We start from the raw sequence: 15,692 nt of genomic DNA on the forward strand, positions 1-15,692 counted from the left end.
TCTCCAAAATCGTCGAGTAGTCGGATCGAACCAAGGGGGCCGGCAGGCGGAAAGGTCGCCGGCTGAAAGGCGACGATAGGAGTGTAGCTCAACTGGTAGAGCACCGGTCTCCAAAACCGGGGGCTGGGGGTTCGAGTCCCTCCACTCCTGCCACCCAACCTGGAGATGCGCGTTGTCAGTGCGGGCGGGGTGGTCGAAAGGCCGCAGGTTATGATCCCGGAGGCTTTGCCTAGGTAAGGTAAAGCAGCTCTCGGAAACTTTGCGTCAGCCGACCGACTGAATTCGGCGGCGGACGTCTGGAAAGGCGAAGAACCGACAGCCATGGCCAAAGTAAACCCAGGCCAGTTCATCCGCGAGGTGCGCCAGGAGGTGTCGAAAGTCACCTGGCCGACGCGTAAAGAAACGACGGTGACGACCATCATGGTCTTCATCTTCGTCTTTCTAGCCGCAATCTTTTTCTTCGTCGTCGACCAGGCGCTCTCATGGGTAGTGCGACTGGTTCTTGGTTTTGGAGGGTAAGCGCGCGATGGCGCTGCGGTGGTACGTGATCCACGTCTATTCGGGCTTCGAAAAGAAGGTCGCCGAGGCGATCAAGGAGCAGGCGGTCTCGTTCGACCTCGAGGAAGAGATTCCTGAGGTTCTGGTGCCGACCGAAGAGGTGACGGAGATCCGGCGTGGTCAGAAAGTCAGCTCCGAGCGTAAGTTTTTCCCAGGTTACGTTTTGGTCCGTATGGAATTGAACGACCAAACTTGGCACTTGGTTAAGAACACGCCGAAGGTGACGGATTTCCTCGGCGGAGGTCAGCGCGGCCGGCCGGTACCGGTTCCCGACCGCGAAGCCGAGCGGCTGATGTCGCAGATGCAGGAAGGTGTCGAGCGGCCGAAGCCCTCGATCACCTTCGAGATCGGCGAGAGCGTGCGGGTCTCCGACGGGCCTTTCACCTCCTTCAATGGGGTGGTGGAAGAGGTCGATGAAGAGCGTGCGCGCCTGAAGGTGGCGGTGTCGATCTTCGGGCGCTCGACACCGGTCGAGTTGGAATACGGTCAGGTCGAGAAATCCTGATCGTCGGTGCGGACGGTGGCCGCTTTTGGCACCTCGGGTGCTGGGGCAGGGCGATCGTCCGGTTTGGAAGAGCAGGCGCGGGAGGTCAGCCATGGCCGCGGAACCGCGAAACCCTGCGTTGAAGGGGTGATTGAGAAATGGCGAAGAAGGTTTCTGGTTACATAAAGCTGCAGATTCCGGCGGGGCAGGCCAACCCCTCGCCGCCGGTAGGCCCTGCGCTCGGTCAGCGCGGGCTGAACATCATGGAGTTCTGCAAGGCTTTCAACGCGGCCACGGACAGTCTCGAGAAGGGCATGCCGATCCCGGTGGTGATCACGGCCTATGCCGATCGTTCCTTCACTTTCGAGACGAAAACGCCACCGGCCTCCTTCTTTCTGAAGAAGGCGGCGGGCGTGCCGAAAGGTTCCGCGACCCCGAACCAGGGGACGGTCGGAAAGGTGACCGGCGCGCAACTGCGCGAGATCGCCGAAACCAAGATGCAGGACTTGAATGCCTACGACGTGGAGGAGGCGATGAAGATCATCGCCGGGTCCGCTCGCTCGATGGGCCTCGAGGTGGTGGAGTAAGCGTCATGGCTCGAATTGCAAAGCGTATGGACGAGGCCCTGAAGGGGCTCGACCGGGATCGGTTTTACGGCCTCGACGAAGCGGTGAAGCTCGTCCGGGACGGCGCCAAGGCGAAGTTCGACGAAACCATCGAGATCGCCATGAATCTGGGTGTTGACCCGCGTCACGCCGACCAGAACGTCCGTGGTGTCGTAACCTTGCCGAACGGGACCGGCAAGTCGGTGCGCGTGGCCGTCTTCGCGCGGGGTGCGAAGGCCGAGGAGGCCGAGGCCGCCGGGGCCGATGTCGTCGGCGCCGAGGAGCTGGCGGAAAAGGTTCAGGGCGGCGACTTGCCGTTCGACCGTGTGATCGCCGCGCCGGACATGATGCCGATCGTCGGCAAGCTTGGCCGTGTTCTCGGGCCGCGCGGTTTGATGCCGAACCCGAAGCTCGGGACTGTCACGGCCGACGTGGCCGAGGCGGTCAAGGCGGCCAAAGGTGGCCAGGTCGAGTTCCGGGCCGAGAAAGCGGGCGTGATCCATGCCGGCGTCGGCAAGGCCTCCTTCGAGGAGGGGGCGTTGCTGGAGAACGTGCGCGCCTTCATCGAGGCGATCAGTCGCGCGAAGCCCAGTGGGGCGAAGGGGACCTACATCAAGAAGATCGCCTTGTCCTCGACGATGGGCCCCGGCGTGAAGGTGGACGTGGCCAGCCTGTCGGCTGTCGCGGCGGCCGCCGAGTAAGGAATTTTCCACGGCCGGACCACGAGGCGGTGCGGCTGTGGGGCGTAGGAGGGCAGGCGGCGACGCCCACCCTCCGACCTGTCCGAGACTGCAGGTGTCCGGGACTCGCCCGGACTTAAGGATCGGCCGAATTGGAGTCGATGGCCTGCATAGACGGGGGTTGCGAGTTGGTCCAAGTCGGCCTTGCGGCGGATCTTCCGCTGTTTGGACGTACCGAGATCGGCTTGAGCTTCCGGGACAGGCCAACCGGGCGGCGCGCTCGGGGACCTGGTCCTCTAGTGCGGTGCCCTTGTGCAGTCGGGATGCCGAACGTCGAAGCGGCGGGCGGCAGCCCGGAACCTAGGGAGCGGTAACTCGTGGAGCGAGCAGAAAAGGAAGCGTTGATCGCCTCCTTGCGTGAGCGTCTCGGCGAGGTCTCGGGTGTGGTCGTGACCCATCAGTTGGGTCTCACCGTGGCCGAGTCCTCCGACCTGAGGCGCAAGGCGCGAGAGGCGGGGGCGCACTACCGTGTTGTCAAGAACCGGCTCGCGAAGCGCGCTTTCGAAGGCACCAAGTTCGAAGCGTTGATGTCGCTGTTCACGGGTCCGACGGCCATTGCCCTGTCGGATGATCCCGTGGCGGCGGCCAAGGTGGTCCAGACGTTCGCCAAGTCGAACGACAAGGTGACCATCCTGGGCGGTGGTTTGGAAGGACAGGTCCTGGACGCCGACGGCGTCAAGGCGCTGGCCGACCTGCCGAGCCTCGACCAGTTGCGCGGCAAGTTGATTGGTGTTGTGCAGGCTCCGGCTACGAAAGTGGCCGGTGTTGTGCAGGCACCGGCTGCCCAGCTGGCCCGGGTTTTTGCCGCCTACGGCGCCAAGGACGAAGCGGCCTGAGACTGCCGCCGTTTCACGAGCCAAGAGACCGCAGAACCGAAGCTCAAGTCTGAAGGAAACTGAGAAATGGCCGATTTGGATAAGCTCGTCGAAGAACTTTCCAAGCTTACCGTCCTCGAGGCGGCCGAGCTGGCGAAGAAGTTGGAAGAAGAGTGGGGCGTTTCCGCCGCTGCTCCGGTCGCCGTCGCGGCGGCTGGTGGTGCCGGTGGCGGCGAAGCCGCCGCTGCCGAGGAGAAGACCGATTTCGATGTGATTCTTGCCGCCGTCGGCGACAAGAAGATCAACGTGATCAAGGAGGTGCGCGCGATCACCGGACTCGGCCTCAAGGAGGCCAAGGATCTGGTCGAGGGCGCACCGAAGCCCGTTAAGGAAGGCGCCTCCAAGGAGGAAGCCGAAGAGATCAAGAAGAAGCTCGAGGAGGTCGGCGCGACTGTTGAGGTCAAGTAAGTCACTTCGACGCCTAGAGTTTTGTTGATGCCCGGCCGGCGCGGAAGACCTCTCCGCGCCGTGCCGGTCGTCGCGTTTGAAGCTCTTTGCCAAGACGACGCGGCGGCAAGCCGGCGCGGTTGAGAAGGACCGGCTGTCGGCGCAGGAACCTCTCGAGGCTGGAAGGCCGGGGTTGCTGCGCAGACAGCAGAAAAATGGCCACGTCGAAATGGCGCGGCCGAAGACGTGACAGGGTGTTGAAATTTCAGGGGGTGGCGGGCTTTGGTCGGCCGGTCGACCCCGAGTGCGAGGACGAGGATTAAAGCATGGCGGTGTCGTTCACGGGTCGCAAGCGCATTCGCAAGAGCTTCGGGCGTATCCCGGAAATCGCTGAGATGCCGAACCTGATCGAGGTGCAGAAGATCTCCTACGATCAGTTTCTGCAGGTGGGCAGCAAGGCGGAGGACCGCACCGAGACCGGGTTGCAGGCGGTCTTCAAGTCGGTCTTTCCGATCCGGGACTTCTCCGAGCGTGCCGAACTGCAGTTCGTGCGCTACGAGCTCGAAAATCCGAAGTACGACGTCGAGGAATGTCAGCAACGCGGCATGACCTATGCGGCGCCGCTGAAGGTGACCTTGCGTCTGGTGGTTTGGGACGTCGACGAAGACACCGGCGCCCGCTCCATTCGCGACATCAAGGAGCAGGACGTCTACATGGGCGACATGCCCTTGATGACGTCGAACGGCACCTTCATCGTCAACGGCACCGAGCGTGTCATCGTCTCGCAGATGCACCGCTCGCCGGGCGTCTTCTTCGACCACGATCGCGGCAAGACTCATTCCTCCGGCAAGTATCTCTTCGCGGCGCGGGTCATTCCCTATCGCGGTTCCTGGCTGGATTTCGAGTTCGATGCGAAGGACATCGTCTATGTCCGCATCGACCGGCGCCGGAAACTGCCGGCGACGACCCTGCTCTACGCGCTCGACTCCGCGGCCACCGAGAAGCTGCGCGGGGAGCGCAAGGCCGAAGGTAAGCAGCTTGACCCCTTCGAGGCGGTCGGGATGGGCTCCGAAGAGGTTCTGAGCCTCTTCTACGACAACGTCGTCTACAGCCGTGCCAAGGATGCCTGGAAGACGCCCTTCGATCCCGAGCGCCTCCGCGGTCAGAAGCTGGCCTTCGACCTGATCGACGCGAAGACCGGGGAAGCCGTTCTGGAGGCCGGGGAAAAGCTGACTCCGCGCAAGGCGCGCAAGCTGATCGACGAAGGCCTCAAGGAGGTTCGCGTCAGTGACGAGGAACTGGCCGGGCAGTACCTGGCCGAGGACCTGATCGACGAATCGAACGGTCTGGTGCTGGCCGAGGCCGGCGAGGAACTGACGGTCGACCAGATGGCCAGTCTGGTGGAGGCCGGCGTGAAGAAGCTGCCGGTGCTCGCGATCGACCACGTCAACGTCGGCGCCTACCTGCGCAACACGCTGGCGGTCGACAAGAACCGCACGCGCGAAGATGCCCTGATCGACATCTACCGCGTCATGCGTCCGGGCGAGCCGCCGACCCTCGAGACGGCCGAGGCGATGTTCAACAGCCTCTTCTTCGATTCCGAGCGCTACGATCTCTCGGCGGTCGGCCGCGTCAAGATGAACGCCCGCCTCGATTTCGAGACGGACGACCAGCTTCGCGTTCTGCGGAAGCACGACATCCTGGCGATCCTGAAGGTTCTGCATGAGCTGAAGGACGGCCGCGGCGACATCGACGACATCGATCACCTGGGTAACCGTCGCGTTCGCTCGGTTGGCGAGCTGTTGGAAAACCAGTACCGGGTCGGTCTGCTGCGCATGGAGCGGGCGATCAAGGAGCGCATGTCCTCGGTCGAAATCGACTCGGTGATGCCGCACGATCTGATCAACGCCAAGCCGGCGGCGGCGGCTGTGCGGGAGTTCTTCGGCTCCTCGCAGCTCAGCCAGTTCATGGACCAGACCAACCCGCTGTCGGAGGTTACCCACAAGCGGCGCCTCTCGGCCCTCGGCCCGGGCGGCCTGACCCGCGAGCGCGCCGGTTTCGAGGTGCGCGACGTGCACCCGACCCATTACGGCCGGATCTGCCCGATCGAAACGCCCGAAGGTCCGAACATCGGCCTGATCAACTCTCTCGCGACCTACGCGCGGGTCAATCAGTACGGCTTCATCGAAAGCCCCTACCGCAAGGTCGAGAAGAGCAAGGTGACCGACGAGGTGGTCTATCTCTCCGCCATGGAGGAAGGCCGCTATACGATCGCCCAGGCCAATGCCGAGGTCGACAAGAACGGCAAGCTGGTCGAAGACCTGATTTCGTCCCGGTCCGGGTCCGACTACATCATGGCCCGGCCCGAGGAGATCGAGTACATCGACGTCTCGCCGAAGCAGCTGGTTTCGGTCGCCGCGGCGTTGATTCCCTTCCTGGAGAATGACGACGCCAACCGGGCACTGATGGGCTCCAACATGCAGCGGCAGGCCGTTCCCTTGCTGCAGAGCGAGGCGCCGCTGGTCGGCACCGGCATGGAATCCACCGTGGCGCGGGACTCCGGCGTGACCATCGTGGCCCGCCGCGGCGGTGTCGTCGACCAGGTGGACGCCACCCGCATCGTGGTGCGTGTGACCGAGGATACGGCTTCCGGAGAGCCCGGTGTCGATATCTACAACCTGCTGAAGTTCCAGCGTTCCAACCAGAACACCTCGATCACCCAGCGGCCGCTGGTCAAGGTGGGCGACGAGGTGCAGCGCGGCGACATCATCGGCGACGGTCCCTCGACCAACCTCGGCGAGCTGGCACTGGGCCGCAACGTGCTCTGCGCTTTCATGCCCTGGAACGGCTACAACTTCGAGGACTCGATCCTGATCAGCGAGCGCATCGTGCGCGACGACGTCTTCACCTCGATCCATATCGAGGAGTTCGACGTCATGGCCCGCGATACCAAGCTGGGGCAGGAGGAGATCACCCGGGACATCCCCAACGTCGGCGAGGATGCCCTGCGCAATCTGGACGAGGCCGGTATCTGCTACATCGGCGCCGAAGTGCAGGCGGGTGACATTCTGGTCGGCAAGGTCACGCCGAAGGGCGAATCGCCCATGACGCCGGAGGAGAAGCTGCTCCGCGCGATCTTCGGCGAGAAGGCCTCCGACGTGCGCGACACCTCCTTGCGGGTGCCGCCGGGCGTGACCGGTACCGTCGTCGAGGTGCGCGTCTTCTCCCGCCGGGGCGTCGACAAGGACGAGCGTGCCCTGGCGATCGAGAAGGCCGAGATCGAGCGACTGGCCAAGGACCGCGACGATGAAAAGGCGATCCTGGAGCGCAGCTTCTACGGCCGTCTGAAGGACCTGCTGCTGAACCACACCGGCGTGAAGGGCCCGAAGGGTTTCAAGGACGACACCAAGATCACCGAGACCGTGCTGTCGGAATATACGCCGGGGCAGTGGCGGCAGATCGTGGTCAAGAACGACGAGCGTCAGGGCGACATCGAGGCGCTGATCAAGCAGTTCGACGAGTCCGTCAAGGCGCTGGTCGCGCGTTTCGACGACAAGGTCGAGAAGCTCCAGCGTGGCGACGAGCTGGCGCCGGGCGTGATGAAGATGGTCAAGGTTTTCATCGCGACCAAGCGCAAGCTGCAGCCGGGCGACAAGATGGCCGGCCGGCACGGCAACAAGGGCGTCATCTCCAAGATCGTGCCGATCGAGGACATGCCCTTCCTGGAGGACGGTACCCACGTCGACATCGTGCTCAATCCGCTCGGCGTGCCCAGCCGGATGAACGTCGGTCAGATCCTCGAGACCCACTTGGGCTGGGCCTGTGCCGGCCTGGGCCGGCAGATCCGCGAGGCGGTCGAAACCGCTCAGCAGTCTGGCAAGACCGAAGAGGTCAAGAAGCGGCTCAAGACGATCTATGGCGAAAAGGTGCTGAAGGAGCAGGCCGGCGATCTGAACGATGACGACCTGCTCGAACTCGGCCGGAATCTCTCCAACGGAACGCCGATCGCCACGCCGGTCTTCGACGGTGCGCGCGAAAGCGACATCGTCGAGATGCTGCAGGCGGCGGGGCTGGACTCCTCCGGCCAGGTCAAGCTGTGGGACGGGCGCACCGGCGAGAAGTTCGACCGCAAGGTGACGGTGGGCTACATCTACATGCTCAAGCTGCATCACCTGGTGGACGACAAGATCCACGCCCGTTCGATCGGCCCGTACAGCCTGGTCACCCAGCAGCCGCTGGGCGGCAAGGCACAGTTCGGCGGCCAGCGCTTCGGTGAGATGGAAGTCTGGGCGCTGGAGGCCTACGGTGCGGCTTACACGCTGCAGGAGATGTTGACGGTGAAGTCCGACGACGTGGCCGGCCGTACCAAGGTGTACGAGGCGATCGTCAAGGGCGAGGACACCTTCGAGGCGGGTATCCCCGAGTCCTTCAACGTCCTGGTCAAGGAATTGAAGTCGCTCGGCCTCAACGTCGATCTGCGCCAAAGCGGGTACTGACGAGCGACCGGGCGGCGCCAGCAATGGTGGCGCCGCCCGGTGTAAAACCGATTACGCACTCTACGCACGGACTGTACCGTGCACCGGAACGGACAAGCGGAGCCAACCTATGAACGACTTGATGAACATCTTCGGCCAGTCGAGCGGCCCGCAGAGCTTCGATCAGATCCGCATCGCCATCGCGAGCCCCGAACAGATTCGTTCCTGGTCCTTCGGTGAGATCAAGAAGCCGGAGACGATCAACTATCGGACCTTCAAGCCGGAGCGCGACGGTCTGTTCTGCGCGCGGATTTTCGGGCCGATCAAGGACTACGAGTGCCTCTGCGGCAAGTACAAGCGGATGAAGTTCCGCGGCGTGATCTGCGAGAAGTGCGGCGTGGAAGTCACCTTGTCCAAGGTCCGCCGCGAGCGCATGGGCCACATCGAACTGGCAAGTCCGGTCGCCCATATCTGGTTCCTGAAGTCGCTGCCGAGCCGAATCGGCCTGCTGATCGACATGACCCTGAAGGATCTCGAGCGGGTCCTCTATTTCGAGAACTACGTGGTCACCGAGCCGGGCCTGACGCCGCTGAAGCTGCATCAGCTTCTGTCGGAAGAGGAGTACATCGACTTTCAGGATGAGTACGGCGAGGACTCCTTCACCGCGATGATCGGCGCCGAGGCGCTGAAGTCCATGCTGAGCGCCATCGACCTGGAGACCGAGCGCGACAAGCTGCGGGTCGACCTCAAGGAGACCAACAGCGAGGTCAAGCGCAAGAAGTTCGTCAAGCGCCTCAAGCTGATCGAGGCCTTCATGGAATCCCGCGGTCGTCCCGAGTGGATGATCCTGGACGTGGTTCCGGTTATTCCGCCGGAGCTGCGCCCCCTGGTTCCGCTCGACGGCGGCCGCTTCGCGACCTCCGACCTCAACGACCTCTACCGCCGCGTCATCAACCGCAACAATCGCCTGAAGCGGCTGATCGAGCTGCGTGCGCCCGACATCATCGTGCGGAACGAGAAGCGCATGCTGCAAGAGGCGGTGGACGCGCTGTTCGACAACGGTCGTCGCGGCCGCGTGATCACGGGCGCCAACAAGCGCCCGCTCAAGTCGCTGTCCGACATGCTGAAGGGCAAGCAGGGCCGTTTCCGCCAGAACCTGCTGGGCAAGCGCGTCGACTACTCCGGCCGTTCGGTCATCGTGGTGGGTCCCGAATTGAAGCTGCATGAGTGCGGCCTGCCGAAGAAGATGGCGCTCGAGCTGTTCAAGCCCTTCATCTATTCCAAGCTCGAGCTGTACGGCATGGCCTCCACCATCAAGGCGGCCAAGCGCATGGTGGAGAAGGAGCGGCCCGAAGTCTGGGATATCCTGGAAGAGGTCATCCGTGAGCATCCGGTGCTGCTGAACCGCGCGCCGACGCTGCACCGGCTGGGCATCCAGGCGTTCGAACCGGTCTTGATCGAAGGCAAGGCGATCCAGCTCCACCCGCTGGTCTGCACGGCCTTCAATGCCGACTTCGACGGTGACCAGATGGCCGTTCACGTGCCGCTGTCGCTCGAGGCGCAGCTCGAAGCCCGCGTGCTGATGATGTCGACCAACAACATCCTCAGCCCGGCCAACGGCAAGCCGATCATCGTGCCGAGTCAGGACATCGTGCTCGGCATCTACTATCTGGCGATGGAGTCCCAGAAGGAAGTGGGCGAGGGCATGGTCTTCGCCGACATGGGCGAGGTGGATCACGCCCTGAACAGCGGGGCCGTGTCCTTGCATGCCAAGGTCAAGGCGCGCCTCGATCTGGTCGACGCCGAGGGCGTCCATTCGGACCAGGTGGTCGAGACCACGCCGGGCCGCCTGCAGCTCTATCAGCTGTTGCCGCGCCACAAGAACGTTCCCTTCCGTCTGATCAACCGCGTGTTGACCAAGAAGGAGATCGGGGAGGTCATCGATACGGTCTACCGCCACTGCGGCCAGAAGGAATCGGTGATCTTCTGCGACCGGCTCATGAAGCTCGGCTTCAGCCAGGCCTGCCGTGCCGGCATCTCTTTCGGCAAGGACGACCTGATCATCCCCGACGCCAAGCACAAGCTCGTCGAGGAGGCGACCGACCAGGTCAAGGAGTTCGAGTCGCAGTATCAGGAAGGCCTGATCACCCGCGGCGAGAAGTACAACAAGGTGGTCGACGTCTGGTCGAACACGACCGACAAGGTCGCCGACGAGATGATGAAGGTGATGTCCGGCCCGCGCGGCATGGACATCAACTCGGTCTACATGATGGCCCATTCGGGCGCCCGTGGCTCGCCGACCCAGATCAAGCAGCTGGCCGGTATGCGTGGCCTCATGGCCAAGCCGTCGGGCGAGATCATCGAGACGCCGATCATCTCGAACTTCAAGGAAGGGCTGAGCGTTCTGGAGTACTTCAACTCCACGCACGGCGCGCGCAAGGGCTTGGCCGACACGGCCTTGAAGACGGCGAACTCGGGTTACCTGACCCGTCGTCTGGTCGACGTCGCGCAGGATGCGATCATCATCGAGGAAGACTGCGGCACGGATCAGGGGCTCACCACCACGGCCGTGGTCGAGGGCGGCGAGACCATTGCACCGCTGTCCGATCGTATTCTCGGGCGCTTCGCCAACGAGGACGTGATCGACCCCTTGTCGGGCGAGGTCATCGTCAAGCGCAACGTCATGATCACCGAGGATCTGATCGAGCGTATCGACACGGCCGGTCTCGACACGGTGAAGATCCGCTCGCCCCTGACCTGTGAAGCCCGTAGCGGCATCTGCGCGCGATGCTACGGGCGCGACCTGGCCCGCGGCACGGAGGTCAACATCGGCGAGGCGATCGGCGTGATCGCCGCTCAGTCGATCGGTGAGCCGGGCACGCAGCTGACCATGCGGACTTTCCACATCGGCGGTGCCGCCCAGCGCGGCGCGGAGCAGTCGAGCGTGGAGGCCAGCCACGACGCCGCGGTTCAGATCAAGAACAAGAACGTCGTTGGAAACTCCGAGGGCGTGCCCGTCGTGATGGGCCGCAATCTGGAGGTCGTGTTGGTCGACGACGGCGGACGCGAGCGTTCGCGCTACCGGGTGCCCTACGGAGCACGACTGCTGGTCGACGACGATACCAAGGTGACGAAGGGCCAGAAGCTGGCCGAGTGGGATCCCTACACGATCCCCATCATCACCGAGCGCGAAGGTATCGCGAATTACGTCGACCTCATCGAAGGCCTCTCCATGCGCGAGGTCACCGACGAGACCACCGGCATCTCCAGTCGTGTGGTGACCGACTGGAAGCAGCAGCCTCGCGGCGCCGACCTGCGGCCCCGCGTCACCCTGCGCGACGAGAAGGGCGACGTGGTCACGCTCCCGAACGGCACGGAGGCCCGCTATTTCATGTCGGTCGACGCGATCCTCTCCGTGGAGAACGGGGCGACCGTGCGGGCCGGCGATGTGCTGGCGCGTATTCCACGGGAGTCCACGAAAACACGCGACATCACCGGTGGTCTGCCGCGCGTGGCCGAGCTGTTCGAGGCACGCAAGCCCAAGGACTACGCGATCATCAGCGACTCCGAAGGTCGCGTTGAGTTCGGCCGCGACTACAAGACCAAGCGGCGGATCGTGGTGCGGCCGGAGGACGGCGGCGATGCGGTCGAGTATCTGATCCCCAAGGGCAAGCACTTGGCGGTTCAGGAAGGCGACTATGTGCGCGTCGGCGACCTGCTGATGGACGGCAACCCCGTCCCGCACGACATCCTGGATATCCTGGGGGTCGAGGCGCTGGCGGAGTATCTGGTCAACGAGATTCAGAGCGTCTACCGCCTGCAGGGCGTAAAGATCAGCGACAAGCACATCGAGGTGATCGTTCGCCAGATGCTGCAGAAGGTCGAGATCCTGGAGGGGGGCGACACCACCTTCCTGGTCGGCGAGCAGATCGACCGCGACGAGTACGAGGAGGCCAACAATCGCGCCTTGCTCGACAACGGTATCCCGGCCAAGGGACGTCCGGTGCTGCAGGGCATCACCAAGGCCAGCCTGCAGACCCGCTCGTTCATCTCGGCGGCCTCGTTCCAGGAAACGACTCGCGTCCTCACCGAAGCCGCGGTCAACGGCAAACTCGATAACCTGATCGGCCTCAAGGAGAACGTGATCGTCGGTCGCCTGATCCCGGCCGGCACGGGCTCGGTGATCAACCGTCTGAAGCGGGTGGCTGCGGATCGCGATGCCGTGATCGAGGCGGAGCGCAACCAGGCGGAACTCGAAGCCGCCGCGGCTGCCGAAGCCGAAGCCGCTGCGGCGGTGGAGGCCGAATCCGGCGACGGGTCCGCTTCCGTGGCCTAGGGCTGGCGGTCGGCAACGTGTCGCAAGGCAGAGATGGGCGGAGTCTCCGGACTCCGCCCATCGTCTTTTTGTGGCCCGTCAGCCGTCTGATTCGAAAGAATACAACCTTAAACTGCTCTGTTCGATCCGCGACCACGTCTCGGTGCGGTTGTCGACCGGGCATCGGCGGATCCCGGACCTCTCGACGGTAAAAAAACCTTTGCTTTTCCTTGACGCCCCCCGGAGCCGTGCGTATGTTCCGCGCCGTTCCTACAGGGGAGTTGGTGGTAGGCGCCACAGGCGGCTTAGACGCAACTCCATACGGGTACACGAGAAAACGGATCTCTGGATCCGATCGGGTGGCCGAAGTACCGGAGAGAGGCTGATATTCGCCTTGGTCCGGCGCTCGCTCCGCGAGAGCGCAACCTGGTTGAAGATGAATAGGGTCGTTCGGCGACGTCTCGCCGGCGATCCGTTGTTTGCTTGGTCTTCTCGGATCTGGCGGCGACGGATCGGCAGCGAGGCGGCGCTTTTCGCCACCACTGAGGAGTAGTCAGCGATGTCCCGTCGTCATCGGGCCGAAAAGCGAGAGGTTCTCCCCGACGCCAAGTTTGGCGACCGGGTGGTGACGAAGTTCATGAGCAACCTCATGCGCGACGGTAAGAAATCCGTTGCCGAACGTATCGTCTACGGTGCGTTCGACCGTGTTGCCTCCAAGGGCGGCAACGATCCGCTGCGGGTGTTCCACGAGGCCTTGGAAAACGTGAAGCCGGATGTCGAGGTGCGGTCGCGCCGCGTCGGTGGCGCCACCTATCAGGTTCCGGTCGAGGTTCGTACCGACCGTGCCCAGGCGCTGGCCATTCGCTGGCTGATCACCGCGTCGCGAAGCCGGTCCGAGACCACCATGACCGCACGTCTGGCGAACGAGTTGCTGGACGCCTCCAGCAATCGTGGCGCCGCCGTGAAGAAGCGCGAGGATACGCACCGGATGGCCGAGGCCAACCGCGCTTTCTCGCACTATCGCTGGTAACTGCACCTGCCGAGACGCCGAAGGAATAGACATCATGTCGTCCCGCCAGACACCGCTCGAGCGCTACCGAAACATCGGCATCATGGCCCACATCGATGCCGGCAAGACGACGACGACCGAGCGTATCCTCTACTACACCGGCCGCTCCCATAAGATCGGCGAGGTGCACGAGGGTGCGGCCACCATGGATTGGATGGAGCAGGAGCAAGAGCGCGGCATCACCATTACCTCGGCCGCGACGACCTGTTTCTGGAACGACCACCGCATCAACATCATCGACACGCCGGGTCACGTCGACTTCACCATCGAGGTCGAGCGCTCGCTGCGCGTGCTCGACGGTGCCGTCGCGGTCTTCGACTCGGTCGCCGGCGTCGAGCCCCAGTCGGAGACGGTCTGGCGCCAGGCCGACAAGTACAAAGTCCCCCGTATGTGCTTCGTCAACAAGATGGACCGCACGGGTGCCGACTTCTTCCGCTGTGTCGACATGATCATCGACCGGCTCGGCGCGACGCCGCTGGTCTGTCAGTTGCCGATCGGCGCCGAGAGCGACTTCGTCGGCGTGGTCGACCTGATTGCCATGAAGGCTTTGATCTGGCGCGACGAGTCCCTGGGTGCCGAGTGGGACGTCACGGACATTCCGGCCGATCTGGCCGGTCAGGCGGCGGAGTACCGCGAAAAGCTGGTCGAGCTGGCTGTCGAGCATGACGAAGCCGCGATGGAAGCCTACCTCGAAGGCGAGGAGCCTGACGAGGCAGTCCTCAAGCGGCTGATCCGCAAGGGCGCCTGCGAGCTGGCCTTCGTGCCGGTCCTGTTGGGTTCGGCCTTCAAGAACAAGGGCGTTCAGCCGCTGCTCGACGCCGTGGTCGATTTCATGCCGTCGCCGAAGGACGTCGTCGACGTTCAGGGTGTCAAGCCCGACAGCGACGAGGTGGATAGCCGTCCTTCCGACGACGATGCGCCGATGTCGGGGCTGGCCTTCAAGATCATGACCGACCCCTTCGTCGGGTCGTTGACCTTCGTGCGCATCTACTCGGGCAAGATCACCAAGGGCAGCTCGGTGCTCAACTCTGTGAAGAGCAATCGTGAGCGCGTCGGCCGCATGCTCTTGATGCACGCCAATCACCGCGAAGAGATCGACGAGGCTCTGGCGGGGGATATCGTCGCAATTGCGGGTCTGAAGGACACCACGACCGGCGACACTCTCTGCGATCCCAGCAAGCCGATTGTGCTGGAGCGCATGGAGTTCCCCGATCCGGTGATCGAGGTCGCGGTCGAGCCGAAAACGAAGGCCGACATGGAGAAGATGTCGATCGCCCTGAACCGCCTGGCTCAGGAGGACCCCTCCTTCCAGGTCGCCACCGACCAGGAAAGCGGTCAAACGGTCATCAAGGGCATGGGTGAGTTGCATCTCGACATCATCGTCGACCGCATGCGCCGCGAGTTCAAAGTCGATGCCAACGTCGGTGCGCCTCAGGTGGCCTACCGCGAGACCATCACCCGGCAGACCGAGGTCGACTACACTCACAAGAAGCAGACCGGTGGATCGGGTCAGTTCGCGCGGATCAAGGTTGTGTTCGAGCCGCTCGAACCGGGTAGTGGTTTCCTGTTCGAGAACGCCGTGGTCGGCGGTTCGGTGCCGAAGGAATATGTTCCGGGCGTCGAGAAGGGTCTGAAGCTGTCGAACGACAGCGGCGTGGTTGCCGGCTTCCCGGTGATCGACTACAAGGCGACCTTGATCGACGGCGCGTATCATGACGTCGATTCGTCCGTCCTGGCCTTCGAGATCGCGTCGCGCCAGGCCTTCCGCGAGGGCTTGCCGAAGGCCGGCCCGACGCTGCTCGAGCCGATCATGAAAGTCGAGGTGGTGACGCCCGAGGAGTACATGGGCGACATCATCGGCGACCTGAACAGCCGTCGCGGCAACGTCTCTGGCATGGATCAACGCGGTATCGCGCGGGTGATCGATGCGATGGTGCCGCTGGCCAACATGTTCGGGTACGTCAACACCCTGCGTTCGATGAGCCAGGGTCGCGCCCAATACACGATGCACTTCTCTCACTACGAGAAGGTGCCCCAGGCCGTGGCCGAAGAGGTCAAGGCGAAGCTGGCTTAAGAGAAGCGTTGAGCGTCACTCCGGCCCGACCCCGGGAAGCCGGGAGCTGTTGAACAGGCGGGCCAGCGCCGAGAGGTGGAGCAGGGAATATGTCGAAAGCGAAGTTTGAG

The 15,692-nt window shown here is 63.5% G+C and carries 10 protein-coding genes and 1 tRNA gene; all 11 read left to right on the forward strand.

Annotated elements, in window-relative coordinates; translation table 11 throughout:
- Nucleotides 1-77: 77 nt before the first annotated feature.
- A tRNA-Trp gene (locus DBZ32_RS20420) sits at nt 78-153 on the forward strand.
- Nucleotides 154-321: 168 nt separating this feature from the next.
- The gene (gene secE, locus DBZ32_RS20425) at nt 322-519 is read left to right on the forward strand and encodes a preprotein translocase subunit SecE (RefSeq protein ID WP_119169119.1); all 198 of its coding nucleotides are present in this window, start codon (nt 322-324) and stop codon (nt 517-519) included.
- 7 nt (nt 520-526) lie between these two features.
- A complete protein-coding gene (gene nusG / locus DBZ32_RS20430; protein ID WP_119169120.1) occupies nt 527-1,063 on the forward strand; it encodes a transcription termination/antitermination protein NusG in 537 nt (178 codons plus the stop codon).
- Between the two features lie 137 nt (nt 1,064-1,200).
- Complete coding sequence (gene rplK, locus DBZ32_RS20435) at nt 1,201-1,629, forward strand: 50S ribosomal protein L11 (RefSeq protein WP_119169121.1); 429 nt, start codon at nt 1,201-1,203, stop codon at nt 1,627-1,629.
- Nucleotides 1,630-1,634: 5 nt separating this feature from the next.
- The gene (rplA, locus tag DBZ32_RS20440; RefSeq protein WP_119169122.1) at nt 1,635-2,348 is read left to right on the forward strand and encodes a 50S ribosomal protein L1; all 714 of its coding nucleotides are present in this window, start codon (nt 1,635-1,637) and stop codon (nt 2,346-2,348) included.
- Nucleotides 2,349-2,704: 356 nt separating this feature from the next.
- Nucleotides 2,705-3,223, forward strand: a complete 519-nt coding sequence (gene rplJ, locus DBZ32_RS20445) for a 50S ribosomal protein L10 (RefSeq protein WP_119169123.1) — start codon at nt 2,705-2,707, stop codon at nt 3,221-3,223.
- A gap of 66 nt (nt 3,224-3,289) precedes the next feature.
- Nucleotides 3,290-3,670: a 50S ribosomal protein L7/L12 gene (gene rplL / locus DBZ32_RS20450; protein ID WP_119169124.1), complete on the forward strand. Its 381-nt coding sequence runs from the start codon at nt 3,290-3,292 to the stop codon at nt 3,668-3,670.
- 305 nt (nt 3,671-3,975) lie between these two features.
- Nucleotides 3,976-8,145 (forward strand): DNA-directed RNA polymerase subunit beta, encoded by a 4,170-nt coding sequence (gene rpoB / locus DBZ32_RS20455; protein ID WP_119169125.1) that lies wholly within the window; start codon nt 3,976-3,978, stop codon nt 8,143-8,145.
- Between the two features lie 109 nt (nt 8,146-8,254).
- Entirely contained in the window at nt 8,255-12,460 is a 4,206-nt protein-coding gene (rpoC, locus tag DBZ32_RS20460; protein ID WP_119169126.1) for a DNA-directed RNA polymerase subunit beta', read from the forward strand.
- A gap of 538 nt (nt 12,461-12,998) precedes the next feature.
- On the forward strand, nt 12,999-13,469 hold the full coding sequence (rpsG, locus tag DBZ32_RS20465) for a 30S ribosomal protein S7 (protein WP_119169127.1): 471 nt from the start codon (nt 12,999-13,001) through the stop codon (nt 13,467-13,469).
- Nucleotides 13,470-13,503: 34 nt separating this feature from the next.
- Nucleotides 13,504-15,582: an elongation factor G gene (gene fusA, locus DBZ32_RS20470; RefSeq protein WP_119169128.1), complete on the forward strand. Its 2,079-nt coding sequence runs from the start codon at nt 13,504-13,506 to the stop codon at nt 15,580-15,582.
- Nucleotides 15,583-15,692: the final 110 nt, after the last annotated feature.

The sequence above is a fragment of the Algihabitans albus genome, from assembly GCF_003572205.1.
Taxonomy (GTDB): Bacteria; Pseudomonadota; Alphaproteobacteria; order Kiloniellales; family DSM-21159; genus Algihabitans; species Algihabitans albus.